At 68.8% G+C, this 25,948-nt stretch carries 23 protein-coding genes and 1 pseudogene; 2 read left to right on the top strand and 22 right to left on the bottom strand.

The window, feature by feature from the left end; all coding sequences use genetic code 11:
* The 13 genes from AC6RA4_RS07750 to AC6RA4_RS07690 form a co-directional block, all read right to left on the bottom strand.
* The coding region (locus AC6RA4_RS07750) for a hypothetical protein (RefSeq protein WP_500159039.1) at positions 1–276 on the bottom strand (276 nt) is incomplete at its 3' end.
* Positions 277–305: 29 nt separating this feature from the next.
* Positions 306–623, bottom strand: coding sequence for an antifreeze protein (locus AC6RA4_RS07745; RefSeq protein WP_500159037.1), 318 nt, complete (start codon positions 621–623; stop codon positions 306–308).
* Position 624: 1 nt separating this feature from the next.
* Positions 625–930: an urease subunit beta gene (locus AC6RA4_RS07740; protein ID WP_500159035.1), complete on the bottom strand. Its 306-nt coding sequence runs from the start codon at positions 928–930 to the stop codon at positions 625–627.
* Complete coding sequence (locus AC6RA4_RS07735; protein ID WP_500159033.1) at positions 927–1,100, bottom strand: hypothetical protein; 174 nt, start codon at positions 1,098–1,100, stop codon at positions 927–929. The genes AC6RA4_RS07740 and AC6RA4_RS07735 overlap by 4 nt, the downstream gene beginning before the upstream one ends.
* 22 nt (positions 1,101–1,122) lie before the next feature.
* Positions 1,123–1,425 (bottom strand): urease subunit gamma, encoded by a 303-nt coding sequence (locus AC6RA4_RS07730; protein WP_500159031.1) that lies wholly within the window; start codon positions 1,423–1,425, stop codon positions 1,123–1,125.
* Positions 1,426–1,428: 3 nt separating this feature from the next.
* The gene (locus AC6RA4_RS07725) at positions 1,429–2,244 is read right to left on the bottom strand and encodes an urease accessory protein UreD (RefSeq protein ID WP_500159029.1); all 816 of its coding nucleotides are present in this window, start codon (positions 2,242–2,244) and stop codon (positions 1,429–1,431) included.
* A 178-nt stretch (positions 2,245–2,422) separates the two neighbouring features.
* Positions 2,423–2,908, bottom strand: coding sequence for a tRNA (N6-threonylcarbamoyladenosine(37)-N6)-methyltransferase TrmO (gene tsaA / locus AC6RA4_RS07720; RefSeq protein WP_500159027.1), 486 nt, complete (start codon positions 2,906–2,908; stop codon positions 2,423–2,425).
* A gap of 59 nt (positions 2,909–2,967) precedes the next feature.
* Complete coding sequence (locus AC6RA4_RS07715; RefSeq protein WP_500159025.1) at positions 2,968–3,798, bottom strand: 2-dehydro-3-deoxygalactonokinase; 831 nt, start codon at positions 3,796–3,798, stop codon at positions 2,968–2,970.
* Between the two features lie 71 nt (positions 3,799–3,869).
* Positions 3,870–4,628, bottom strand: a complete 759-nt coding sequence (locus AC6RA4_RS07710) for a sulfite exporter TauE/SafE family protein (protein ID WP_500159023.1) — start codon at positions 4,626–4,628, stop codon at positions 3,870–3,872.
* A gap of 70 nt (positions 4,629–4,698) precedes the next feature.
* Positions 4,699–5,688, bottom strand: coding sequence for a hypothetical protein (locus tag AC6RA4_RS07705; RefSeq protein ID WP_500159021.1), 990 nt, complete (start codon positions 5,686–5,688; stop codon positions 4,699–4,701).
* 133 nt (positions 5,689–5,821) lie between these two features.
* A complete protein-coding gene (locus AC6RA4_RS07700; RefSeq protein ID WP_500159019.1) occupies positions 5,822–6,700 on the bottom strand; it encodes a transglutaminase family protein in 879 nt (292 codons plus the stop codon).
* A gap of 5 nt (positions 6,701–6,705) precedes the next feature.
* Positions 6,706–9,096 (bottom strand): circularly permuted type 2 ATP-grasp protein, encoded by a 2,391-nt coding sequence (locus AC6RA4_RS07695; protein ID WP_500159017.1) that lies wholly within the window; start codon positions 9,094–9,096, stop codon positions 6,706–6,708.
* Between the two features lie 26 nt (positions 9,097–9,122).
* On the bottom strand, positions 9,123–12,551 hold the full coding sequence (locus tag AC6RA4_RS07690) for a transglutaminase family protein (protein ID WP_500159015.1): 3,429 nt from the start codon (positions 12,549–12,551) through the stop codon (positions 9,123–9,125).
* 232 nt (positions 12,552–12,783) lie between these two features.
* On the opposite strand from AC6RA4_RS07690, the gene AC6RA4_RS07685 reads away from it, so the two are divergent.
* On the top strand, positions 12,784–13,740 hold the full coding sequence (locus AC6RA4_RS07685; RefSeq protein ID WP_500159013.1) for a helix-turn-helix domain-containing protein: 957 nt from the start codon (positions 12,784–12,786) through the stop codon (positions 13,738–13,740).
* Positions 13,741–13,782: 42 nt separating this feature from the next.
* Here AC6RA4_RS07685 and AC6RA4_RS07680 read toward each other — a convergent pair whose 3' ends face one another.
* The 8 genes and pseudogenes from AC6RA4_RS07680 to AC6RA4_RS07645 all read right to left on the bottom strand — a co-directional run bounded on the left by AC6RA4_RS07680 (position 13,783) and on the right by AC6RA4_RS07645 (position 24,034).
* Positions 13,783–14,667 (bottom strand): FAD:protein FMN transferase, encoded by an 885-nt coding sequence (locus AC6RA4_RS07680; RefSeq protein ID WP_500159011.1) that lies wholly within the window; start codon positions 14,665–14,667, stop codon positions 13,783–13,785.
* A complete protein-coding gene (locus AC6RA4_RS07675) occupies positions 14,664–16,754 on the bottom strand; it encodes a 4Fe-4S binding protein (RefSeq protein WP_500159009.1) in 2,091 nt (696 codons plus the stop codon). The genes AC6RA4_RS07680 and AC6RA4_RS07675 overlap by 4 nt, the downstream gene beginning before the upstream one ends.
* A 205-nt stretch (positions 16,755–16,959) precedes the next feature.
* Entirely contained in the window at positions 16,960–18,480 is a 1,521-nt protein-coding gene (gene adh / locus AC6RA4_RS07670) for an aldehyde dehydrogenase (protein ID WP_500159007.1), read from the bottom strand.
* Positions 18,481–19,016: 536 nt separating this feature from the next.
* Positions 19,017–19,616, bottom strand: a complete 600-nt coding sequence (locus AC6RA4_RS07665) for a superoxide dismutase (protein WP_500159005.1) — start codon at positions 19,614–19,616, stop codon at positions 19,017–19,019.
* A gap of 114 nt (positions 19,617–19,730) precedes the next feature.
* Positions 19,731–20,300, bottom strand: a complete 570-nt coding sequence (locus tag AC6RA4_RS07660) for a sarcosine oxidase subunit gamma (RefSeq protein WP_500159003.1) — start codon at positions 20,298–20,300, stop codon at positions 19,731–19,733.
* Positions 20,293–23,331, bottom strand: a complete 3,039-nt coding sequence (locus tag AC6RA4_RS07655; protein ID WP_500159001.1) for a sarcosine oxidase subunit alpha family protein — start codon at positions 23,329–23,331, stop codon at positions 20,293–20,295. Before AC6RA4_RS07655 ends, AC6RA4_RS07660 begins: the two co-directional genes overlap by 8 nt.
* Positions 23,332–23,440: 109 nt before the next feature.
* Positions 23,441–23,755: pseudogene (locus AC6RA4_RS07650) on the bottom strand (sarcosine oxidase subunit delta); the annotation flags it as partial.
* Between the two features lie 54 nt (positions 23,756–23,809).
* Positions 23,810–24,034 (bottom strand): hypothetical protein, encoded by a 225-nt coding sequence (locus tag AC6RA4_RS07645; RefSeq protein WP_500158999.1) that lies wholly within the window; start codon positions 24,032–24,034, stop codon positions 23,810–23,812.
* Between the two features lie 248 nt (positions 24,035–24,282).
* On the opposite strand from AC6RA4_RS07645, the gene AC6RA4_RS07640 reads away from it, so the two are divergent.
* Positions 24,283–24,699: a GIY-YIG nuclease family protein gene (locus AC6RA4_RS07640; RefSeq protein ID WP_500158997.1), complete on the top strand. Its 417-nt coding sequence runs from the start codon at positions 24,283–24,285 to the stop codon at positions 24,697–24,699.
* Positions 24,700–24,728: 29 nt separating this feature from the next.
* Here the strand turns inward: AC6RA4_RS07640 and AC6RA4_RS07635 are convergent.
* On the bottom strand, positions 24,729–25,948 hold a 1,220-nt coding region (locus AC6RA4_RS07635), incomplete at its 5' end, for a sarcosine oxidase subunit beta family protein (RefSeq protein ID WP_500158995.1).

Genomic DNA, 25,948 nt, shown 5'->3' with positions numbered 1-25,948 from the left:
CGCCGTGGCCGCGCGGCCGGCGCGCGGGCGCGGCGACGGGCGACCGCCGCCTGCAATCGCCACCGGGCCGCAGATCCCCATGCTGACCGGCATCGGCATGGGCATCGCCGCCACCTGCGGCAGCACCGAAGCCAGCGGCGGGCGCACGCCCCAGAAGGCCTTCTGCTGCATCACCCCGGCCTCGTAGACGGCCTGGGCCATGCGCATCTGCAGGCTCATCATTTGCACGCCCATCTGCATGGCGGCAAATCCCCAGTAGGTCGGCATCGGCATCATCAAAGCATCCTCCTCGGTCGATGCGTCGGCTAGAGTCCGAATGTCATGTTGGGCCCGCGTTTCGCGAGCCGTTTGCGGTTCGACCGCGCCTTGCGCTCGAGCGGTCCGGCCCAGGCCATCACCACTCGCTCAGGCGCAGCGCCATCCATCGCGGCGCGGCTGGCGCCCCACCAGCTCTGCATCAGCGCCGGGCTCTTCTCCGTCACCATGCGCACGTTCTCGGAGGGATCCACCGACCACAGCCCGGCCATGCCGAGTGTGCGGTAGGCGATCACCTGCTGCGCCTCGGCGGCGAGCGAAGCCACCCGCAGCGCGCTGCGCTGCCATGCCAGCATCTGGTCGAACATATCAGAGCGCTCCCATGATCTTCTGGTTGAAGCCATAGATCTTCCGGGCGCCGGAGATCGGGATCAGGTTCACTTCGCGGCGCTGGCCCGGCTCGAACCGCACGGCAGTGCCGGCGGCGATGTCGAGCCGCATGCCGCGCGCGGCCTCGCGGTCGAAATCGAGCGCCGGGTTGGTCTCGGCAAAATGGTAATGCGAGCCGACCTGCACCGGCCGGTCGCCCGTATTCGCCACCATCAGCGTGATCGCCTCGCGATCGGCGTTGAGGGTGATCTCGCCCTCGGCGGGAAACAGCTCGCCCGGGATCATGTGCGGCTCCGCAGGCGCGCCAGCGCCAGGGGGGCGCCCACCGCAACGACGCCGAGCAGCGCCACGACGATCAGCCACGAGGCGCCGTCATGCGGGTGCAGGTGCGGGGCGTCAGCGCCATGCGCCAGCGCCGGGCCGGCGAAGAGGGCGAGAGGAAGAGCGTATTTCATCGGATGTCCTTCTGAGGGGAGATCAGCGGATCGGGTTGTGGACGGTGACCAGCTTGGTGCCGTCGGGAAAAGTGGCCTCGACCTGCACTTCGTGGATCATCTCGGGGATGCCGTCCATGCATTGCTCGGCGGTGATGACCTGCGCGCCGGCCTCCATCATCTCGGCCACGGAGCGGCCGTCGCGGGCGCCTTCGACCACCGCGTCGGTGATCAGCGCCACCGCCTCGGGGTAGTTCAGCTTCACGCCACGGGAGAGGCGTTTGCGCGCCACCTCGGCGGCCATTGCGACAAGCAGCTTGTCCTTTTCGCGGGGGGTCAATTGCATGGGTCAGATCATCCAGGGTCGTGGAAGTTCGGCGCCGCTCAGGCGACGCAGGACAGGGGCAAGGTGGCCCCGCAGGGTGTAGCCGTCAACGGAAACCAGACGGATCACCAGAAGTTCCTCGGAAAGCGCCGAGACCCCCGCCGTCTCCGGCAGCATCTCGCGCAGCGCATCGCGCAGGGTCGCTGCGCCGGGCGCGGCGTGGATCACGGTGGCCACGGCCCCGGCACCATCGGCAATCGCCGGATGCGACAGCGTCCGCGCCGCGTCGCCGCTCAGGTGCAGCCGGTCGGCAAAGGCCAGATGGCCATCGATGCGCAGGTCGATGCGGTCGCGCAGGCGCAGGTCGTGCAGCACCTCGCCCATGGCATGGCGCCCGAAAACCAGCGCTTCGCAGGCGGTGAGCCTTGCATCTGCCGCCATCTCGATGCTCAGCCGCCGGTCGAGCGCCCCGCCCTCGAAGAGGATGGTCTCCTGCGGCAGCCAGTCGAGCCGCGCACCGGGCGCCAGCGTCAGCCGGGTCTCGACCCGGCCGGTCTCGGCAGGCAGCGCGCGGTAGACGCGCTCGGCGGCCTGCGTGGTCATCACGAGGTGGGAGCCGGCCTCGGCGCGGGCCTCGACATCGAAGGCATCGCCCCCGGTCACCCCGCCCGAACTGTTGAGATAAACCGCCTGCAGCGCGTCTTTCGCGCGCGGAAACAGCAGCTTGGAGCTTCCGGACATGTGCAGGTCGGAGATCACCGAGCGACCGTTGCGCAGCCGGGCGCCGAGCCGGGCCTTGCCCTTGGCGCGCTGCGCGGCGATGGCGGCGGGCGCGGTCATATCCGGTTGATCATATGGTATGGCGCGGCCCTCCTGCGGCAGGCACCCTTGGCAGACCCTGCGGGAAGGGCAAGCAAGCGCCCCGCGTCACCGCCCGAAGCGATGGCGGCACCCGGCCCGGATGCGCGCCGTAAGGGCACAATTTTCACAAACGCCCGAAAAAGAGGCGAAACCAAAATCACTTTTCGGACTCGCTCTTGGCCCGCATCTTCACGCCCTGATCGCAGCGCGCGGGCTTGAGGTCGAGCAGCGGCGTGCCGTCGAGACAGTCGAGCCCGCGCACCACCAGCACCGGCCCCTCGCGGCGCACCAGCCGCACCACCGAGGTGCCGATCGGGTTCGGGCGTTGCGGCGAGCGCAGGCTGAAGGTGCCGCGCAGCCCATCGCTGCCGCGCGGGCGCTGGGTCAGCAGATCGCGGCGCGAGCGGTCAAGCCAGTAGAGAAGCTCGAGCCACTCCTTGCCCTCGACCCCGGCCAGCGCCGGCTCGAGCCGCGGGTCGAGCTCGACGCGGCAGTCCGGGCCCTCGGGATCGCCCTGCCGCGGGCAGTCGTCGCGGGTCAGGAACGGGGTGCGGATGCGCCCGATGAAGCGCAGCTGCGCATCGCCCGCGGGCGGCAGATCGACAGTGGTCTCTCCGGGGCGGATCTCGGCCTCGTCCGACATCTTGCGTCTCCTTGGTGTTGCGCCCAGCCTAGCGCCAGACGCGCGCCGCCGCCATGGGCTCAGGCCTTGCGCGCCGCCTTCAGCCCCTCGAGCGCCATGCGCGCCCCGTCGGCCACCACCACCGGCACCGCCTGCGCCTCGAGCGCCAGCCGGTAGGGCTGCGCGGTATTGCCCTCGGCCACGATGGCCACGCTCTGACCCAGCCAGTAAGGCTTGGCCGCGGCAAGCTCCATACCGAGCAGAAGCCCCATGGCGCGCGACGCGGCCCGGGTTTCGCCAAGACCGCTGAGTTGGCGCTCGGCCCGGATCACCGCGAGTTCCCCGGCGAAGTTCGCAGGCCGGCCCATCGCCTGATCCGCCGCCTGCAGCAGCACCTCTTCGTCGAACCCGCCGGGCGCGTCGGCGCCAAGCGCCTCGGGCGCGCCCAGCAGCTCGAAGAGCGTGCCGGTCAGGAAACTGCGGAAGCTGACGATCTCGCCGGCGCTCACATGCACCCAACGGCTCTGCGGCCCGGGCAGGCAGATCACCCCGTCGAAGCGCGGGTTGAGCGCGAGAAAGCCGGCCACCCGGGTTTCCTCGCCGTGCAGCGCATCCACCGGGCGCTGCTGTGCGATGCCGGGAAGGCGGTGCAGAGCGCCATCGCGCTGCGCCTCAGCAAGCTTCGGCGGGGCGCAGGGGACGGCCGCGAAGGGCAGCGTCGCGGCCCCGCTGATCACCACCGGCGTGTTCGGGGCGAGGCCGGGCAGCGCGTGGCCGAGGGTGCGGGACAGATCCTCACCGCCCTCTGCGATGCACTCGGTCTGAGCCAGCACGGTGTGATCCGCGGCCATCTGCCAGATCCGCAGGCAACTCTGCCTGAGTTCGGCGGCGATCCAGTCGGGCGTTGTCATCGGCGGGCCTCCTTCTGCGGCGAGAGGTATCGCCCGCGCGGCCGCGGTTCAAGGCCGGGCCGCGTTGCGCCTCAGGGCCACCACGCCTGCCCAACCTCGACCAGCAGCTTCAGGCAGAGCAGCCCCAGCGCCACGTTGATCAGAACGAAGAAGGCCCGCTCGGGCATCCAGCGGGTCACCCGATAGCCCGACCACGCGCCAAAAAGCGCCACCGGCGCCAGCACGGCGACCTGCTTGAGGCTCTCCCACGTGACCTGCCCGGCGAGGATGTAGGGCGGCAGCTTCATCCAGTTGATGCAGGCGAAGGTGATGGTGGCGGTGCCCGCAAAGGTCATCTTGGGCATCTTCTGCGGCAGGGTATAGGCCTGGAACGGCGGGCCGCCGGCATGGCTGATATAGCTGGTGAAGCCCGCCAGGGCGCCCCAGAACACCCCGCGCGGCACATCCGCCGGGCGGGCGGCGAAATCCCCCGCCAGCCGCTTGCGCAGCGCATCGCCAAGGTAGCCGAGCCCGATCAGCGCCACGACAAGTTTGGTGGCCTCCACCGGCACGCGCGAGATCAGCAGGAAGGCCACGAAGATGCCGATGGCGGCAGCAGGGATCAGAATTTTGAGGTTGCGCGCCGAGTAATGGCCGCGGAACAGCCAGACCGCGTAGATATCCGCGAGGATGTACATCGGCAGCAGCAGCCCTGCGGCGGCGGCGGGCGGGATGAAGACCGACAGGATCGGCACCCCCAGCATCGCCACCATGGGCAGCCCGCCCTTCGACATGCCGACAAAGAACGTCGCCGCCCCTGCCGCGATCCAGAAAGCCGCTGTCTGTTCCAATGCCTGCCCTTCGTCACCTCTTGCCCGACCGTCATGCACCGGGGCGGCGGCGGCGAAAAGGCCAAAGCGGTCAGGCAGCCTGCGCGGCGTGAGCCTTGAGCAACGGCGAGGTCAATTCCGCATCATCCTGCAGCGGTCGGTTGGGCTTGAGCCCGGCCTCCCGCAGATCGTCGTGATAGGCGCGCACCGCCTCGAACGAGGACAGACCGTCGCGGATCACCCGGCGCATGGCGACCAGCATCAGCACCGGATCCTCGCAATGAAAGCTTTCACGGCTGAAGCTTGCCAGCCGGGCACCATAGCGTTCCGCCTGCGCCAGCCGTTCGAGGCAGTCGCGGGTCGTGCCGTTGGGGCAGCCGGTGATGCCGATGACGATGCGCGACGGATGCCAGCTGGCAAGCTCCTCGGTCGCGGCGGGGCCGTGATACTCGGTCTCGATGAAGGTGGGGCGTTCGCGCCGGGCGATGCCGGCGAGGCTCCGGATCAGGATATCGTTGCGAAAGGCGGCGTAATCCGCATCGCCGGTGTCGATCCGCATCCTCGGATCGGAGAGCTGGAGGAAATGCCGGATGCCCACCTTGCTGGCGATGTCGCGGAATTCGGAATAGGCGGTGATCGTGGCATGATCCTGCACCGGATCGTTGTAGAAGGTCATGCCGTAAAGCCCGAGATTCGCCACCGGCTTGACCGCGTCGAGCCGCGACGAGCGGAACGGCAGCGCCGGATAGGCCGGGTAGGCCCCGCCCCGCACCCGCCAGGTATCGGTAGGATCGTTGAGCCGCACCGCGGGCGTCGCGGTCGAGCGGGCATAGACCCCGGTTTCCGCCAGCATCTCGGCGGTGGAGAGCGAAGTCAGGACGATATCGGCGAGATCGCTCTCGATCACCCGCTTGACGTCGGCCCGGTAGGCGGCGAGCGGGCGCGGCCGCCCCTGCGCGTCGATCCCGGTGGCGGAACAGCCGCGCAGCAGGTCGGCATCCTTGGCGAAGGTGATGAGAAAATCGCGCCGGCTGTAGTCGCCCGCGGTGATCTTGGCCAGTTTCTCGTCGATCCGTCTCATATACGCCCTACTGCCCTACCGCTCTACCGCCTTGGCCTTGGCGTCATGCCATCGTCCAGCCCTGCCCGACCGGCTTCCGGAGACATGGCGGCGGCAGCTTAGCCGACGACGGCTTTCGCAATGGTAAAGACGGTCAGACCGGCACCACGTCGACGTGATGGGTGGTCTTGTGCGAGCCCGAGGACCGCAGCGAGCCCTTGACCGGCGCCACGTCGGAATAGTCGCGCCCGAAGGCCACGGTGACGTGATCGCTCCCGGCCCGGATGGCGTTGGTGGGATCGAACGCGACCCAGCCCGCCTCGGCGCCGCACCACGCCCGCACCCAGGCGTGCATGGCGTCGGCGCCCTCGAGCCGCTTCTGCCCCTTGGGCGGAATGGTCCGCAGGAAGCCCGAGACATAGCCCGCCGGGATGCCGATGGCGCGCAGCCCGGTGATCATCACGTGGCTGATGTCCTGACAGACGCCGCGTTTCGCGCGGAACGCCTCGATCGGCGTGGTGGTGACCTCGGTGGCGCCGGGATCGAAGGAGAACGCCTCGTGCAGCGCTGCGCTCACCGCGTCGACCGCCGCCAGCACCGACTGGCCCGGCGAGACGCAGTCGCGCACGAAATCGGCGATCTCGGGCTCGGGGCGCAGCCGCGGCGAGGCGCCGAGGAAATGGTGCGGGCTTTCCGGCGCGATGCTCTGGATCTGCGCCACCTCGCGCGGCACGTCCTCGAGCGCGCAGGAGAGGTCGAGGCCGCGCGGCGGCTCGTGGCGCAGCACCCGCCCTCTGAACAGGAAGTCGATCTCGGTCAGCCGCCGCTCATGCGCCAGTTCGGTGCAGGGATTGCCGAAGAAATCGAGATCGTCGATGCGGTGATCCGGGGCGGGATCGGTGGTCACCACGCCGTAAAGCAGCTGCTGATCCGGCAGGGTGCGCGGCAACATCCGCAGCAGCGTGCGGCTCGCCGCCGCCGGGCTCTCGTATTCGTAGGCGATGCGCAGCGTGATGTCGTATGTCTGGCTCATGGGCATCAGCTCAGGTACTGCGCGGTCAGCGCTTCCGAGATCGCCGCAAGCTCGCGGCGGGTGCGCGACAGGCGCCGCGCGGTGATCTGTTCGGGCGTGGCCACAGCCATCGCGGTCTGCAGCATCAGGATCTTGCGCCCGGCCTCGCCCATGCCGTGGGCGCCGGACAGCTCGGCCAGCTTGCTTTCTTCCTCGCGCACCCGGTCGATCTGGAACAGGATCGAGCGCGGGTTGTCGCGGTCGAGCGCCAGCATGTCGATCACCGTGTCGCGGCTGGTCTCCACCGAGTAGCGCCGTCGGTGGGTCATCACGCTGTCGCCGATCTCGACCGTGGCATCGAGCCCTCCGGCAAGACTTTGCCCGTTGCCCGCGGCGAAGCTCGCCAGCACCGAGGCCATGTGGTCGGCGCGCTCCAGCGCCCGGCCGATCGACAGGAAGCGCCAGCCGAGGAAGCGGAACATGTTTTCGTGCACCAGGCCCGAGAAGCCCGCGGTCTTGCGCAGCAGCACGCTCATCGCGCGGGCGGCGTCGTCGCCGGGGGTCACACGCTCGGACAGCTCGCGGGCGCTGTCGGAAAGGTCGTTGAGCGCGTTCCAGCCGTCGTTCGAGAAGCGGTCGCGCACCTTGCTGGCGCAGGTCAGCGCCGCCTCGAGATGCTGCAACAGCGCATCGGGGACCGCGTCGTCGGTGTCGAAGCCGTAGCTCTCGAGGAACTTGCCGAGGCTGTCGACCAGCGGCACGGTGCGACGGCCGTATTCCTCGAGCCGCAGGTGGTAGGCGCGCAGCACCCGCACGCCGCCCTCGGCGCGTTCGACATAGCGCCCGAGCCAGTAGAGGTTGTCCGCCGCCCGAGCCGGCAGCAGCCCCGGCAGACGGCGCAGGAACGCGCCGCTGTCACGGCTGGTGAGCGTGTCCTGCACCACCGGCTGGTCGGCCATGATCCACACATCCGCCACCGAGCCGCCGGCCTGCATCCCCAGCGCGGTGGGGTCGCCGCTGCGCCCGATCCTTGCATAGCCGCCGGGCATCACCGCCCAGCCGTGCGGCGTGCGGGCGGCAAACACCCGCACCACCATCGGGCGCGGCACAAGCTTGCCGTCGATCATCGCCGGCGTGGTCGAGAGCGTCACCGCCTCCTGCCCCACCAGCTGCGCGCCCTCGCGGTCGATCCACTCCGAGACGGTCTCGTCGGCGCCGCAGGGAAACTTGCCGCCGACCGCGGTGTTGGCCTCGATGTCGAAGGGCAGCTTGGTCGATTGCGCCGAGCCGATCATCATGCGCTCGAGATTGGCCTGCACATAGGCCCGCTCGTTGGGCTGGCCGCACCACCAGGTGGCTATGTTGGGCAGGCGCAGCGGCGCGCCCATCAGGTGGCGGGCGATGCGCGGCAGGAAGGCCATCAGCGCCCGGCTCTCGAGCACGCCGGACCCCAGGCAGTTGACCATGTCCATCGCCCCCGCGCGCAGCGCCGCGACCATGCCGGGCGTGCCCAGCGCCGAGGTCTCGTCGAGCTCGAGCGGATCGGCGAAGCGCGAGTCGAGGCGGCGCCAGAGCACGCTGACCGGCTCGGGGCCGTTGATGGTGCGCACCGCGAGGCGGCCATCCTGCACCTTGAGATCCTCGCATTCGAGCAGCGAGAAGCCGAGGTAGCGGGCGATATAGGCGTGTTCGTAATAGGTGTCGGTGTGCTGGCCCGGGGTCAGGATGCCGACCCGGCCGTCGCTGTCGCCGCGCAGCCCGTTCATCGCGTCGCGGAAGCTGCGGAAGAAGCCGGCAAGGCGCTCGATATTGGTCTTCTGGAACAGGTCGTGGAAGATCCGCGTCGAGGCCATGCGGTTTTCCAGCGCAAAGCCCGCCCCCGACGGCGCCTGCGTGCGGTCGCCCAGCACGAACCAGCTGCCATCGGGCGAACGCCCGAGCTCGAAGGCAAGGAAATGCAGGAAATGCCCCGAGCGCGGTTTCATCCCCACCACCGGGCGCAGCCATTCCGGGTTCTGCGCCACCAGATCGGCGGGCAGGAAACCGTCGCGCACCAGATCGCCGGGGCCGTAGAGATCGGCCATCACGCGCTCGAGCAGCTCGGCGCGCTGCGCGATGCCATCGGCCAGCGCCGCCCATTCGGCCTCGGCGATGACCACCGGCACGTGGCTCAGCGGCCAGTCGCGCACCGTCGAGCCGGTGCCGGTATGCTGGCGGAAATAGACGCCGGTGTCGTGCAGGTACTGATCGCCGCGGGCAAAGGAGCGCGCCAGCGTCTCGGCGCTCTGACCGGAAAGATGACGCATCAACGGCGTCCACACCGGACGCATCGAGCCATCCGGGCGCTTCAGTTCGTCGGCCACGCCCTCGATCGGGGCGTAGCCGGAAAGGAACCGGGTCATCTGGTCCGGCGCCATGGAGGTCACCCCATCCTGCACGATGCTCAGAGGCCGGGCATCCGGCGCAGATCGAGCGTCATCGGGAACTCGGGATGCGGATGCTCGGGTGCCGGCCAATAGGAGCCGGGGGTATGGCCCATCTTCTCGAATCGCGCAAGACGGCGCGCGTCGGCCTCGTTGGTGTTGACCGGGAAGGTGTCGTAGTTGCGCCCGCCCGGATGCGCCACGTGGTAGGTGCAGCCGCCCAGCGCCCGGCCCGTCCAGGTGTCAAAGATGTCGAACACCAGCGGCGCGTTGACCGGCAGCGTTGGGTGCAGCGCCTCCGCCGGCTGCCACGCCTTGAAGCGCACGCCGCCGACCTTTACGCCGCTCGCCTTGGTCCCCGCCAGCGGCACCGGCCGCTTGTTGCAGGTAACGATGTAGCGGTCCGGGTCCATCGCGGTGAGCTGCACCTGCATCCGCTCGACCGAGCTGTCGGTGTAGCGCACGGTGCCGCCGATGGCGCCACGCTCGCCCAGCACGTGCCAGGGCTCGAGCGCCTGGTTGAGCTGAAGGTGGACGCCCTCGTACTCGACCTCGCCGGCGAAGGGGAAGCGGAACTCCTTCTGCGCCTCGTACCACTCCGAGCGGAACTCGAAGCCGTGGCCCTTGAGGTCGCGCAGCACCTCGAGGAAATCCTCCCAGACAAAATAGGGCAGCATGAAGCGATCGTGCAGCGTGGTGCCCCAGCGCACCGGGCGGCCCTGCACCGGCGCCTTCCAGAAGCGCGCCAGAAGGCCGCGGATCAGCACCTGCTGGGCAAGGCTCATCTTGGCGTCGGGCGGCATCTCGAAGCCGCGGAACTCGACGAGGCCGAGGCGCCCGGTCGGCCCGTCGGGCGAGAACAGCTTGTCGATGCAGATCTCGGCCCGGTGGGTGTTGCCGGTGACGTCGATCAGCATGTTGCGCAGCAGCCGGTCGGTGAGCCAGGGTTGCGGCGGCTCGCCCTCTTCCGGGCCGGGGAAATGCGACAGCGCGATTTCCAGCTCGTAGAGGCTGTCATGGCGGGCCTCGTCGATGCGCGGAGCCTGCGAGGTCGGGCCGATGAAGAGGCCCGAGAACAGGTAGCTCAGCGAGGGATGCTGCAGCCAGTAGAGGATCAGCGAGCGCATCAGGTCGGGGCGGCGCAGGAACGGGCTGTCGAGCGTCGTCTCGCCACCGACGACCACGTGGTTGCCGCCGCCGGTGCCGGTGTGCTTGCCGTCGATCATGAACTTGTCGGCCCCGAGGCGGCTCTGGCGGGCCTCCTCGTAGACGGCCTCGGTGATCTCCTTGCAATCCTCCCAGCTGTGCGCGGGATGGATATTGACCTCGATGACGCCGGGATCAGGCGCCACGCGGATGACGTTCATCCGGCTGTCATGCGGTGGGGTGTAGCCCTCGATATGAATGGGCAGGCCGAGCTCTTCGGCGGTCTCTTCCGCGGTGGCCAGCAGCTCGAGGTAATCCTCCAGCGCCTCGACCGGCGGCATGAACAGACACAGACGCCCGTCGCGCGGCTCGATGGCGATGGCGGTGCGCACCTGCCCGCCCTCGGGATCGACGCCCTGTTCCATGATCTTCTGCCGCCGCCCGGCGTCGCGCGCCTCGGAGACCGGCTGCTCGTGGCCCGGGGTGACCTCGGGCAGGAGCGCGGCCTCTTCCTCGGCGATCTGCGCCTCTTCCCTGGCGATCCGCTCGAGCTCGTCCATCAACGCCTTGCGCTGCTCCTCGCGCTCGGCATGGAAATCGGGCAGCGGGCTGACCGGCACCGAGGGGTCGGTGGGATAGACATACGGGTAGGCCGAGGGCGCGATATAGGGCAGCGCGCCCAGCGGCAGGCGGAAGCCCACCGGGCTGTCGCCTGGGATCAGGAAGAGCTGGCCGCGCCGCGTCTTCCAGTGCTCCGAGCGCCAGCGCGTCGCGGGCCGGGCCTTGGACTGCCAGCGCTGGATCGGCAGCACGTAGCCCGCCGGCGTCTCGAGCCCGCGCGAGAACACCTTGGCGATGCGGGCGCGGGTCTCGGGATCCTTGAGCTTGCTGTCCTCGGGGGTAACGTTGGCGGGCAGGTCCGCCTCCTTGAGGATCCACTCCACGGGATCCTCGAAGGTCGGGTGCACGTAATCGGCCTCGAGCCCGAGATTCTCGGCAAAGGCCGACATGAACTGGTCGGCCTGCTCGGCATTGGCGCCCTTGGCGGTTTCCTTGGCGACCAGGTCGGCGTTCTTCCAGATCGGCAGTCCGTCGCGGCGCCAGTAGAGCGAGAAGGTCCAGCGCGGCAGAGTCTCGCCGGGATACCACTTGCCCTGCCCGTAATGCAGGAAGCCGCCCGGCGCGAAGCGCTGGCGCAGGCGGCGGATCAGCGTATCCGCGCGGTCGCGCTTGGTCGGGCCGACGGCGGCGGTGTTCCACTCGGCGCTCTCGAAATCGTCGATGCTGACGAAGGTCGGCTCGCCGCCCATGGTGAGACGCATGTCCTGCTCGGCGATGGTGGCGTCGACCTTCTTGCCCAGCGCGTCGAGCGCCTGCCACGCCTCCTCCGAGAACGGCTTCGTGATGCGCGGATGCTCGGACACGCGGGTGACCTGCATGTCAAAATCGAAGCTCACATGCGGGCTGCCCGCCGCCGAGAAGCCGCCGGTGATCGGGGCGGCGTTGCGGTAATGCGGGGTCGCGGCCAGCGGGATGTGGCTTTCGCCCGTCAGCAGCCCCGAGGTCGGGTCGAGCCCGATCCAGCCGGCGCCGGGCAGGAACACCTCGCACCAGGCGTGCAGGTCGGTGAAATCGTGATCCGTGCCCGAGGGGCCGTCGAGCGCCTGCAGGTCGGGCTTCAGCTGGATCAGGTAGCCCGAGCAGAACCGCGCCGCGAACCCGAGATTGCGCAGGATCTGCACCAAGAGCCACGATGTGTCCCGGCACGAGCCGCGCTTGTGCTGCAGCGTCTCCTCAGGTGTCTGCACCCCGGGCTCCATGCGCACGATATAGTCGATGTGCTTCTCGAGCTTGGCGTTGATGTCGACGAGGAAATTGACCGTGTTGACCGGATCGCGCGGAATGCTCTGCATGTAGGCCGCGAGATGCGGGCCGACCTCGTCGGGGCGGGAATAGATGCGCAGATCGTTGCGGAACTCCTCCGGATACTCGAAGGGCCATTCCTGCGCCTCTTCATCGACGAAGAAGTCGAACGGGTTGTAGACCGTCATGTCGGCAACGAGATCGACCTCGATCTTGAATTCGGTCACCGGCTCGGGAAACACGTAGCGCGACAGCCAGTTGCCGTAAGGATCCTGCTGGTGGTTCACGAAATGCCCCTCGGGGCCGACCTTCAGCGAGTGCGAGATCACCCGTGTGCGCGAATGCGGCGCCGGTCGCAGCCGGATGAGCTGCGGCCCGAGCGTGACGGGACGGTCGTACTTGTAATGGGTCAGGTGGTGGATGCTTGCCGTGATGGCCATGGGATCGGTCCGCCCGTGATGCTGTCTTGTGGATCATGGCCACAAGAACTTGGATACAGGCCCTTGTAAAGCCTGACGCTTCCCCGACCAAGCGCCGTCGCGCCTGAGTGCTCAGATCGTTTGCGGCCCGCGCGGCCCGGTGCACCCTCCTCCGATGGTCGCATATCGCGCGGCGCCGTCCGCGCGATAGGCTCCGGCGACCCCCGCACTTCCGCGTGACAGGAGAGCCGTGATGACCCCCGTGGCAGACCACATCGACCGCGTCTTCAGGACCGTCTCTTCAGACAGAGCTGCCGCCATGTCGTCCCTCGCCGCCTCGTGGCGGCGCTCGATGCAGCATCACGGGCTCGACCCGGCCACCCGCCGGGGCACGCGCCGGCTCGAGGATCGCAGCCTCGCGCATCGCCGCGCGGTGCTCGACCGCTTTCTGCTGGTGGCGGCGCCGAAGCTCGACCAGCTCTTCGGGCTGGTGGCAAGCTCGGGCTGCGGCGTGCTGCTGACCGACAGCGAGGGGCTGGTGCTCGACCAGCGCTGCTCCGAGGCCGATGCCGGGGCCTTCGAGGATTGGGGCCTGTGGCCGGGCGCCGACTGGAGCGAGGCCGCCGAGGGCACCAATGGCATCGGCACCTGCCTCGCCGAGGCGCGCCGGGTGACGATCCATCGCGGCGACCACTTCCTCGCCCGCAACATCGGCATGAGCTGCATGGACGCGCCGATCTTCGGCCCCGACGGGCGCATCGTCGCGGCGCTTGACGTCTCCTCGGCGCGGGCCGACCAGACCGAGGGCTTCAACCGGTTGATCGCCGCCACCGTGGCGCAGACCGCGCGCAGCATCGAGGCCGATTATTTCCGCGCCTCTTTCCCCGATGCCCGCATCCTCGTGGGCGACAGCGACGACGGCGAAACGGCGGTGCTGCTGGCGGTGGATGGCGACGACCTCGTGGTGGGCGCGACCCGCGGCGCGCGGCGCGCCTTCCAGCTCGAGAGCCGGGGCGCGCTGAAGCCGCGCCCGGCGGCGGATCTCTTCGGCCGCGAGGATGGCCCCTCGGGCTTCGAGCGCGCCGAGCGCGCGGCGGTGATCCGCGCCCTGACCCGCGCCGACGGCAATGTCAGCAAGGCGGCCCGCGATCTCGGCATCGGCCGCGCAACGCTCTACCGCCGGATGAAGCGGCTGGGCATCGGCGACTGAGTGCGGCGGCCTGCCGGCTCGCGCCCTACTGGGAGCGCCGCGCTAGACCGACAGGCTGCGCAGATCGCCCTCTTGCGTGACCAGCGTGATGCGGCGCACCCCGCCTAGCGTCTGTGCCGCCTGCCGCAGCTCCTCCGAAGAGAGCAGGCAGCCGGCGGTCGAGAGCGCATCGGCCAGCGCCGCGCTCTCCGCCTCGACGCTCACCGTCGACCAGAGCGCACCCCCTGCCCCGCGCGGATCGAGGATGTGGGTTGTCTCCCCCAGCCGCAGCGCCGCCGGGCTCGAGGTCGCGACCGCGCCGGTGTTCAGCGTGCGGGTGCCAGGCGAGCCGTGCTCCGGGTCCGAGAGCCCCAGCCGCCACGGCCCACCAAGGGCGCGGAACTCGCCGATATTGACCAGCGCCTGCCCGAAGCCGCGCGCCGCGAGCAGCTCGGCCACGGCATCGGTCGCGAAGCCCTGCGCGATGCCGTTGAAGGTCAGCGCCTGCCCCTCTGACAGCGCGATGCGGCCTTCGGTCTGCGAGATCCTCTCCCAGCCGACACGCGCGCGCGCTGCCGCCACGTCTCCCCCGAAAGCCAGCGCCTGCCAGAGCGGCTGCACGCTTGGATCGAACGCCCCGCCGGTCGCGTGATGCACCCGGTCGGCGAGGCGCATCAGCGCGTGAAACTCCGCCGAGGCGTGAAGATGGCCCGTGTGATTTAGACGCGACAGCTCAGAGGCGGGATCGTAGAGGCTGAACCGCGCCTCGATCTCGCGGATTTGCTCCAACGCCGCGGCAAGCGCCTCCTCGGCGCCTTGCCCGTGCAAGGTGATCTCGGCCTCCGCCCCGAGCGCCACGCCGCGCCAGCGCGCGGGGGCCAGCGCCGCGGCCGGACCGGCGGCGAAGGCGGCGGAGATGGTGAGGAAGCGGCGTCGGGTCAGGCTCATTCGGCAGGCACCTCCGGGCCAGGGGTTATCGGACGCTTGCGCGCTCTCTGCGCCAGTACCAGCGGCACGCATTGCGCCGGGTCGTCATGGATCTTCACGCAGTCAAGGCACTGGAAGCACTCCGAATAATCGATCTTGCCGCTCTTCTCGATGGCCCCGTAACGGCAGCGCACCCGGCAGAGCTGGCAGGGCGAGCCGCATTCGCTGCGCCGCGCGATCCAGTCGCGCCCGCGCAGCAGGCCACCGATCGCCATCAGCGCCCCGAGCGGACAGAGGTAGCGGCAGAAGCCCTTGAACAGCACCGCGCTCAGCAGGGTCAACCCGACCGCCCAGGCGACATAGGGCCATGCGCGCTGGAAATGCGTGGTGATCGCGGTCTTGAAGGGCTCGATCTCGGCCACCGTGTCGATCTCGCCCGGCGCCACGAAGACCGTCGCCACCATCCCCGCCAGCACCACGTATTTCAGCCCCTTGAGCCGCCTGTCCCAGCGCGCGTTCGGCTCGATCTGCGGCAGGCGCAGCAGGCGGCCGAGATGGGCGGCAAACTCCTGCAACGCGCCGAACGGGCAGAGCCACCCACAGAAGAACCCGCGCCCCCAGAGGATGAAACCCGCGATGGCCGCCGCCCAGACCAGCAGCGAGAACGGGTCGTAGAGCAGGAAGGCGAAGCTGCCGCCGTCGAGCGCCGTGCGCAACACGCCAAGCGGCGTCACGATGGAGAGCTGCCCCTGCCCCCAGAAGCCGATGAAGCCTGTCATCACCGCGAGGATACCGAGCCGGACCGGCGTGAAGAACCGCATTCCTGCCAGCCGGTTCTGCGCCGGACCGACCGCCAGAAGCAGCAGGATGAGGAAGACGCAGAGCGCGATCAGATCGGCCTGCCGGTTGAGGATCGCCTCGCGCCAGGGCGGCAGGGTCTCGACCGCGCCCGGGCGCAGGAAGAAGCGCTCGGGGGTGACGTGGGTGAGCTCGAGATCGCGGCGGCCGATCTCGGGCTGGAACATGCCATGCGCACGCACCGCCGCGACCTTGAGGGTCCACTCGCGCGCCGGGTCGAAGCCCAGACGCCGGTCGGTGCGCAGGATCATCGCGGTGCCCTCGGGGACGCCCTCGGCCAGCTCGACAAAGAGATCGGCGTCGCGCAGCGCGATGGGCAGCCCGTCCTGCTCGGCCGAAAGCCAGTCGGGCGCGGTGTTGCGCACGAAGTCGGGCGAGACCAGCCCGTGCCGTCCGGTCTCGATCAGCAGGATCGGCTCCTCGTCGGGCGAGATCGCGAGGAAGCGCTGCAGCTCTTCGAGCGTGTCGGGGGCAAGCGCCGCGCGGGCGATGGCGGGCGGACCGAGATCGACCACCCAGAGATCGAGATAGGCCCCTTCGGAATCCTCGGTCGCCTCGGGGTCGTCATCGGCCCAGACCGTGCCGGCGAAGAGCGCGTCGACCTCGGCATTGCTGACGCGCTTGTGCGTGGCGATGCTCTGCGCGACCAACGCCGCCCAGTCGAGCGCCTCGTCATGGGCGGGATCGGGATGCGCCGGCGGGCCGGAGCTGATGCCGGCCATGCGCTCGCGCGCCACCTCGCGGGCGGCGGCCATGATGCTCTCATGCGCGATGCGCACGCTCGCCGTGGCCTTGGTGACGCCGTCGAGATAGACCAGCGCCGAGCCGTCGCCGCCGGAGCCATAGGCGGTGCCGACCACCATGGTCTCGGAGATCGCGTGGCCGGAATATTGCTCGAGAAAGCCGCGCAGCGGCGCCTCGCCGAGCCCCGAGACGAAGATCGGCTCATTGTGATCAATCAGCCGCACGTCGAGGAACTGGCCGTCGAGATCGAGCATGACGAAGATGTTGATCGGCGCCCCGGAAAAGCCCGGCAGCGGCGCCATCAGCTCGGTCTCGAAGGCGTAGCCGGCGAGCCCGCCACCGGAGTTGAGCAGCTCCCACACGCCCTTCTCGCCGAGCGGCTCGCCCAGCACGTAGGGAGCGTAGACGAATTCCTCCATCGCCGCACGGTCGAGCGGCTCCGCCGCGCCGGGGCGCGGGAAAAGGGAGACAAGACTCAGGGTCAGGAAAAGCAAAAGCGCCCGCATGGGGCGCAGACTAGCAGGGCGGATTGGAGCGGGAGATGCGACCTAGGTCTGAGAGCCGGGCGCGGGAAAAAACCGGCGGTGCCTTCGGAGGGAGAGGGTAAAGGCACCGCCAAGGCTACCGGCGCTGCGGGAGGCCGCGCCGGCAGGAGTTGCCCGTGACGCCTGCATGAGTCGCAAGGAGCACACGTCACGGGCAGGAGGAGCTTTAGAAGAAGCCCAGCTTGTTGGGGTTGTAGCTCATCAGGATGTTCTTGGTCTGCTGGTAGTGATCCAGCATCATCTTGTGAGTCTCGCGCCCGATGCCGGACTGCTTGTAGCCGCCGAAGGCCGCGTGGGCCGGGTAGGCGTGGTAATTGTTCACCCAGACGCGGCCGGCTTCGATCTTGCGGCCGAAGCGGTAGCAGCGGTTGGCATCGCGGGTCCACACGCCGGCGCCGAGGCCGTACATGGTGTCGTTGGCGATGGCGAGCGCCTCTTCCTCGTCCTTGAAGGTGGTGACCGAGACCACCGGGCCGAAGATCTCTTCCTGGAAGACCCGCATCTTGTTGTGGCCCTTCAGGATGGTCGGCTGGATGTAGTAGCCGTTCGACAGATCGCCATCGAGCCGCGCCGCATCACCGCCGACCAGCACCTCGGCGCCCTCTTCGCGGCCGATGGTGAAGTAGGACATGATCTTGTCCTGCTGCTCGGAGCTGGCCTGCGCGCCGACCATGGTCTCCATGTCGCGCGGGTCGCCCTGCTTGATCGCCTTCACGCGGGCGATGCACTTCTCGATGAAGGCCTCGTAGATGTCTTCCTGGACCAGCGCGCGGCTCGGGCAGGTGCAGACCTCGCCCTGGTTGAAGGCGAAGAGCACGAAGCCCTCGACCGCCTTGTCGAGGAAGGCGTCGTCCTCGGCCATGACGTCGGAGAAGAAGATGTTGGGCGACTTGCCGCCAAGCTCCAGCGTCACCGGGATCAGGTTCTTGGTCGCGGCCTTCATGATGATGCGGCCGGTCTCGGTCGAGCCGGTGAAGGCGATCTTGGCGATGCGGTTGCTTTCGGCCAGCGGACCGCCGACCTCGGCACCGAAGCCGTTGACCACGTTGAGCACGCCGGCGGGCAGCAGGTCGGCGATCAGCTCGACCAGCACCAGGATCGCAGCCGGGGTCTGCTCGGCCGGCTTGAGCACGATGCAGTTGCCCGCAGCGAGCGCCGGGGCGAGTTTCCACGCCGCCATCAGGATCGAGAAGTTCCACGGGATGATCTGGCCGACCACGCCCAGCGGCTCGTGGAAGTGATAGGCGACGGTGTCGGCGTCGATCTCGGACATCGAGCCTTCCTGGCTGCGCAGCACGCCTGCGAAGTAGCGGAAATGGTCGATCGAGAGCGGGATGTCGGCAGCGGTGGTCTCGCGGATCGGCTTGCCGTTGTCCCAGGTCTCGGCCTGGGCGAGGATGTCGAGGTTCTCCTCGAGGCGGTCGGCGATCTTGAGCAGGATGTTCGAGCGCTCGGCAGCCGAGGTGTGGCCCCAGGCGTCCTTTGCGGCGTGAGCGGCATCGAGCGCCAGCTCGACATCGGCGGCGTCGGAGCGCGCGACCTCGCACACCTTGGCGCCGGTGATCGGGGTGACGTTGTCGAAATAGCGGCCGCTCACCGGGGCAACGAACTTGCCGCCGATAAAGTTGTCGTAGCGGGCCTTGAAGGGCGATGCGTATTTGCCCTCGGTCTGGGTCATGACGTTCATGGCTGTCCTCCTGTCTGTCCGGGTCCTCCGCCCGGGGATGAGATCAGGATGCGCGGGCCTTGCGCGCCTGTCAGCGGGGGCAAGCGCTGCGCGGGGCCCACCTGTCTCGCTCCTGAGACAGGTTCGGGGCAGGTTCGGGGCGCGCGCGGGCGGCCCGGGACGGATTGCGGCGATAAGGGCGGCCCCCTTGCCCGCCTCTCGCCTGGACCAAGCAGAACCTTTCGGGGGAGATTCGAACGCCGGGCGGGCCGCGGCGGGCGCAGGTCCACGACTGGCGCACCGTTTGCCGGACAGGTTCGGGGCGTGCTCCTTCACGAGACCGACGGCAAATCGCCCGTCCGCTCGGCTCGCTGAGGCCCTGGGCTTCGCTGTGTAGGGCGTTGCGCCAGCGGCATTGCCTCCCGGCAGCCCGACAGCCTGCGACCGGGCTCCGGATGCAGGCCTGACCTGCGTTCAGTCGATACCGTCCCCCTGCCACGAAAAAAGCCCCGCGCGCTGCGCGGGGCTTCGTCCTGTCAGGAACAGGTCGGTCGCGATCACATGCGCGAGGCGACGTTTTCCCAGTTCACCAGGTTGTCGAGGAAGTTGGCCAGGTAGGCCGGGCGCTTGTTGCGGAAGTCGATGTAGTAGGAGTGCTCCCACACGTCGCAGCCGAGCAGCGCGGTCTGGCCGAAGCACAGCGGGTTCACGCCGTTCTCGGTCTTGGTGATCTTCAGGCCGCCATCGGCGTCCTTGACCAGCCACGCCCAGCCCGAGCCGAACTGGCCGGCACCGGCTGCCGAGAAGTCTTCCTTGAACTTCTCGACCGAGCCGAAGCTCTCTTTCAGGGCCGCTTCGAGCTCCGACGGCATGGCGTTGTCGCCGGCGCCCATCATTTCCCAGAACTGGGTGTGGTTCCAGTGCTGCGAGGCGTTGTTGAACAGGCCCGACTGCGCCACGGCGCCGGCCTCATAGGTGCCCTTGACGATCTCTTCCAGCGACTTGTCCGCCCATTCGGTGCCGTCGATCAGCTTGTTCAGCATGGTGACGTAGGCGTTGTGGTGCAGGTCGTGGTGGTACTCCAGCGTCTCCTTGGACATGCCCTTGGAGGCAAGCGCGTCGTGTGCGTAGGGAAGATCGGGAAGTTCGAAAGCCATGGTGTTACCCTCTTGGTCCGAGTGAATTTGTATACCATTCCTAGACCCACTCTCAGTGAGGTCAAGGAGTGTCATGGTTTAAACGTGCGATGGCGCTGCATGTTCCGAAATCGGTCAGGCGTCGTGGTACAGAACCTCTCCGCCGGGCTCTGCGCCGAGCGTCAGCACCCGGAAGGCATAGTCAGCCACCGAGCGGAACACGAAAATTTGTGCCTCGGTCTCGCTTTGCAGCCAGTAGCCCGCCGCCACCTGCGCCAGCCGGGAGCGCCGCACCATGCCCGGGGTGAAGGCGTCCGGCGACATGTCGGCGGGGGTCACCTTGGAGAGCACGTCGCGCAGATGCGGGCCGCTCAGACGGAACTGGGCACGGGCGTCGGAGACATCGGTGATGGCGATGAACCAGCCTTCGAACGTGGCGTTGAGCCGCGTCAGCATCTCCGGCACCTGCTCGTAGGGCAGCAGCAGCAGCAACTCGTCCGGCGCCATCCAGAGCAGCGCCCGGTCGCCCTCGCGGGTTGCCGAGAGCGGCTCGGGAAAGCCGAGCCCGAGCAACTCCCCGAGCTTCGCGCGGTAGTCGTCGGAGAGCTCGCAGCGCAGGGAGATCTGGCCCTGCGGCGGCAGCGCCTCGACCGAGATCAGCCCGTCGGAGCGCGCGCCCGCCATCGGTGCCATCACATCAGACATCCTGTTTCTCCCCTTTCGGATCAAAGAACACCGGGCTCACGATCCTCGCCTCGACGGTGGTGAGCTCGTCGCGGGTTTCGTCCTGCGCCTCGGCGGTGAAGGAGATCACCTCGCCCATGCGGTCGGGCCCGTGTCTGACCAGCCCCATGGCGATGCCCTTGTCGAGCGTCGGCGAATAGTAGGTCGAGGTCACGCGACCTTCGGTATTGCGCTGGCCGTTGGCGTTCTTGCCCGGCGCGATGGCATAGGCACCATCGGGCAGCACCGAGCCGTCGAGCGTCTCGAGACCCACGAGCTGCCAGCGGTCGTCGCGCGCCATGTCGAGGCGCTCTTGCGCGCGCTTGCCGAGGAAGTCCTCTTTCTTCTTCGAGATCGCCCAATGCAGGCCAAGATCCTGCGGGATCACCGTGCCGTCGCTCTCGTCGCCGATCATGATGAAGCCCTTCTCGGCCCGCATCACGTGCAACGCCTCGGTGCCGTAAGGGGTGATGTTCCACTCCGCCCCGGCCTCGAGCAGCTTGCCCCAGAAGGCGCGGCCACGATTGGCAGGCACCGCGATCTCGTAGGAGAGCTCGCCCGAGAAGGAGATGCGGTAGACCCGCGCCGGGGTATCGGCCAGCGTACCCTCGGCCCAGGTCATGAACGGCAGCGCCTCCTTCGAGACATCCATGCCGCCCAGCTTTTCCAGAAGCTTGCGGGCATTGGGGCCGACCACGGCGATCTGCGCGTATTGCTCGGTGAGATTGGCGGTGTAGACCTTCCAGTCCCACCACTCGCATTGCAGCCAGTCTTCCATGTGGGCATGGACGTGATCGGCGCCGCCGGAGGTGGTGTGGCAAAGCCAGCTGTCCTCGGAGAGCCGCACCACGACGCCGTCATCCATCAGGAAGCCGTTCTCGTTGCACATCAGCCCGTAGCGGCATTTGCCCACCGGCAGGGTCGACATCATGTTGGTGTACATCATGTCGAGGAAGCGGCCGGCATCGGGGCCCTTGACGAGGATCTTGCCCAGCGTCGAGGCGTCGAGCAGGCCGAGGCTCTCGCGGGTGGCGGTGATCTCGCGGTTGACCGCGGCGCGGCGGCTCTCGCCGGGGCGCGGGTAACAATAGGGCCGGCGCCACTGGCCGACGATCTCCCACGCCGCGTTGCTGGCCTCGTGCCAGTCCTGCATCGGGGTGCGGCGCAGCGGTTGGAACACCGCATCACGCGCCTCGCCGGCGATGGCGCCGAAGCTGATCGGCGTGTAGGGCGGACGGAAGGTGGTGGTGCCGGTCTGCGGGATCGGCGCGCCGAGCGCATCCGACAGGATCGCCAGACCGTTGATGTTGCTGAGCTTGCCCTGATCGGTGGCCATGCCGAGCGTGGTATAGCGCTTGGCGTGCTCGACGCTCTCATAGCCCTCGCGGGCGGCGAGCTGGATGTCGGAGACCTTTACGTCGTTCTGGTAGTCGAGAAAGGCCTTCATGCGCAGATCGGCGCGGGCGCCCTGCGGCATCAGCCAGACCGGCAGCAGCGGGCTCTCTTCGGTGGCCTCGGCGCGCGGCGCCTCGGCGGGCACGGACGCGAGGCCCAGCGCCTCGGCGGCCGCTTGCCCGGCCTTCTCGGCATCGGCCAGCGTCTCGCCAAGCGCGAGCGCGCCGTTGGCGGCCCCGGCGACGCTGACGAAGGACTGTCCGTCGGCGCCGGTCGGCGCGCGGTCGGGATCGGGGCGGAAGAAGGCGCCGGCCTCGTCCCATGACAGCTTGCCGCCGCAATGGGACCACAGATGCACCACCGGCGACCAGCCGCCGGACATGGCCACCGCGTCGCACTCGATCTCTTCCAGCATCGACCCGCCGCCGGCCTGATCGCAGATCGCCACGCCGGTGACGCGGGCGCCGCCCAGCACCTTGGAGATGCCGCGCGCGGGCTCCACCCGGATGCCGAGATCGCGGGCCTCCTGCATCAGCGCGCCACCGCCCATCGGGCGGGCGTCGAGGATGACCGGCACGTCGAGGCCGCTCTTCTTGAGCAGGATCGCGGTGCGGTAGGCGTCGTCGTTGTTGGTGACCACCACGGTGCGGTCGCCGGGGGCGACACCGTAATTGACCACGTAATCGCGCATGGCCGAGGCCAGCATCACGCCGGGCACGTCGTTGCCGGCAAAGCTCAACGGGCGCTCTATGGCGCCGGTGGCGGTGAGGATCTGCCTTGCACGGATGCGCCAGAGCCGGTGCCGCGGCCCCTTCGCGCCGGGCTTGTGATCGGTCACGCGCTCGTAGCCCAGCGCGTAGCCGTGATCGTAGACCCCCGCGCCCATGCAGCGCAGCCGCAGGCGGACATTGTCCATCGCCTCGAGCTCGCCGACGGTCTGCGCCACCCAGGCTTCGGGCTCCAGCCCCTCGATGGTTCCGCCGTCGACCGGCGCCCGACCGCCCCAATGGGCGGTCTGCTCGAGCAGCAGCACCCTGGCGCCTGCGCGCGCGGCGGCCTTCGCCGCCTGCAGGCCCGCGACGCCGCCGCCGAGCACCAGCAGGTCGGTGTGGACGTGGAAATGCTCGTAGCGGTCGGCGTCGCGCACCTCGGGGTGCGGCGCCTTGCCGAGACCGGCGGATTGCCGGATCACCGGCTCGTAGAGATGCTTCCAGAACGCCCGCGGCCAGAGGAAGGTCTTGTAGTAGAACCCCGCCGGCAGGAAGCGCGCGAGTTTGGCGTTGAGCGCGCCGACGTCGAAGGCGAGGCTCGGCCAGTGGTTCTGGCTCTCGGCCACCAGCCCGTCGAAGAGCTCGGTGGTGGTGGCGCGCTGGTCCGGTTCGAAGCGGGCCCCCTGCCCCAGCCCCACCAGCGCGTTGGGCTCTTCGGCGCCGGAGGCGACGATGCCGCGCGGGCGGTGATACTTGAAGCTGCGACCGACCAGAAGCTGGTCACTGGCGAGCAGGGCCGAGGCCAGCGTGTCGCCCTCGAAGCCGGTGAGGCGGCGGCCGTTGAAAGTAAATCCGATCTGTTTGCCGCGATCGGTGAAGCGGCCGCCCGTGGCGAGACGCGTGCTCATGCCCAAGCTCCCGAGATGTTGCGAGCGGGGGCGGGGGCGGTCTTCCCCCACCCGCCCCGGGGCGCGCGCCCCCCCCCCCAATATTACCCCCGAAGAAACAACACAGCGCCCAAGTACAGCCGGGGTGGCGGGCGGTGATGCGGTCGACGATCTCCTGCGGCGGTGCGTGGGTCTGGGCGGCATAGGTGCCGTAGACTTCCATGGTGACGCTGTCGCGGGCGGCGAGGAACCACTTGCCGCAGCCATAGGCGTGGCGCCAGCGTTCCAGCACGACGCCGCGTGGGTTGTCGCGGGTGAAGAGATAGGTTTCGAGCGCCGCGTCGGAGCTGCCGGGGCCCTCGCGTTTGAGATGCGCCTCGCCACCGGGGGCAAGCTCGATCTCGGCGGCATCGACGCCGCAGCACGGGCAATGAAGGATCAGCATGGCAGGGCTCCTTGTGCGGCACCGCGGGGACGCAGCGGCGCCATGCGCCCTGCCCTAGCGGTTGTCGAGATTTTCCAGCGCATTGGCGGCGTTGTCGAGCGCCGAGGCGCCGCCTTCGGTCGGGACCGGGACGCGGACGCCGAGGCCCGGCGATCCGGTCGCGCCGGGGGCGAGCAGGGTGTAGAGCAGCACGGCGAGCACCACCGAGACCACGACGGCGAAGAGAACCGGGGCGAGCTTACGGCCGGGCGTCCGGCCCGGGGCGGGGTGATCTGACATGCGGGCGCTCCTCCCAAGAGACCGGCCAAGAGACTGGCCAAGCGTCTGGATGCCAGAGGAACGCCGGCGCGGGGCCGCATGTTCCGTCCGGTTTGCGCCGCATCTTCCGCCCGTTCGCGCAGCGGCTGCACAAATCCCGTGCAAACCCGCGGTTTTTGACGGCAGAGCGGCGCGATCCGGGGCGGGATCACGTTGTTTTCCCAAAGGCCGCCTAGATTGGTCCCGAGGCAACAAAAACGGGCAAACCCATGAGCAGGCTGACCACTCTTACACTCACGAGCCATCGTGGCCGGGACTACCCGGTCGAGCTTTTCTCTCCGGACACCGCCTTCACCGACACCGGCGCCGTCTATCTGTTCCTGAAGCTGCCAGAAGGGCGGTCGCGGCAGGTGCAGGTGTTCTATGTCGGCGAGACCTGCGCGCTCGACGCGCAGCTGGCGCAGGACCGCCGCCCCGGTGGCCCCTGGGAGCGCGCCGAGGCGCTTGGCTTCGACGCCATCGGCGGGCTGGCGCTGGCGCGCCCCGAGGACCGGGCGATGATCGCCGCCGAGTTCATTCACAGCTGGCACCCGCCCTGCAATGACGGCCACGGCGCGCTGGCCGGGCTGGCAGGCCTCGCCGCTCCCGCGCCGTTCCGCATGAAGCGGGCGATGGTCGGCAAGTAACGCACCGCAGAGTGGATCGCGCGGGGCGGTCAATGAGCCACCCCCGCCGCCACGCTCTCGTCGATGAACCGGCCCTCGCGGAATCGCTCGAGGCCGAAGGCCTCGGTGAGCGGTGAGTGCCCCTTGGCCATCAGCTCGGCAAAGCCCCAGCCCGAGCCCGGGATCGCCTTGAACCCGCCGGTGCCCCAGCCGCAATTGATGAAACAGCCCTCGAGCGGGGTCTTCGACAGGATCGGCGAGCGGTCGCCGGTGACGTCGACGATGCCGGCCCATTGCCGCAGCATCTTGAGCCGCGAGATCATCGGGAAGGTCTCGACCAGCGCCCGCACCGTCTCTTCCACATGCTGGAAGCTGCCGCGCTGCGCGTAGTTGACATAGCCGTCGGTGCCGCCGCCGATCACCATCTCGCCCTTGTCGGACTGGCTCATGTAGCCGTGCACCGTGTTGGCCATGACGACCACGTCCATGCAGGGCTTGATCGGCTCGCTGACCAGCGCCTGAAGCGCCACGCTCTCGAGCGGCAGCCGGAAGCCCGCCATCTCCGCCAGCACGCCGGAATGGCCCGCCACCACGATGCCGAGCTTGTTGCACGAGATCTCGCCCAGCGTGGTTTCGACCCCGCTCACCTTGCCGCCCTGCTGGCGCACCGCGGTGACCTCGCAGCCCTGCAGGATGTCCATGCCCATGTCCGAACAGGCCCGGGCATATCCCCAGGCCACCGCATCGTGGCGCGCGGTGCCGCCACGCGCCTGCCAGAGCGCCCCCAGCACCGGGTAGCGCGGTCCGTCGATATTCATGATCGGACAGAGCCGCTTAACCTCGCGCGGCGAGATCATCTCGGTGTCGATGCCCTGCAGGCGGTTGGCATGCACGGTGCGCTGATAGCCGCGCAATTCGTGCTCGGTCTGGGCCAGCATCATCACGCCGCGCGGCGAGAACATGACGTTGTAGTTGAGATCCTGGCTCAACCCCTCGTAGAGAGAGCGCGCCTTTTCATAGAGCGCGGCCGAGGGATCCTGCAGGTAGTTCGAGCGGATGATGGTGGTGTTGCGCCCGGTATTGCCGCCGCCAAGCCAGCCCTTCTCGAGAATGGCGATGTTGCGGATGCCGAAATTCTTGCCGAGGTAGTAGGCCGTTGCCAGCCCGTGCCCGCCGGCGCCGACGATGATCACGTCATAATGGGTCTTGGGTTTCTGCTTGCCCCAGGCGCGGCCCCAGCCGGTATGGTAGCGCGCTGCCTCTCGGGCGA

It is taken from the genome of Salipiger sp. (assembly GCF_059781815.1).
This window is presented reverse-complemented; position numbering and strand designations above follow the sequence as displayed.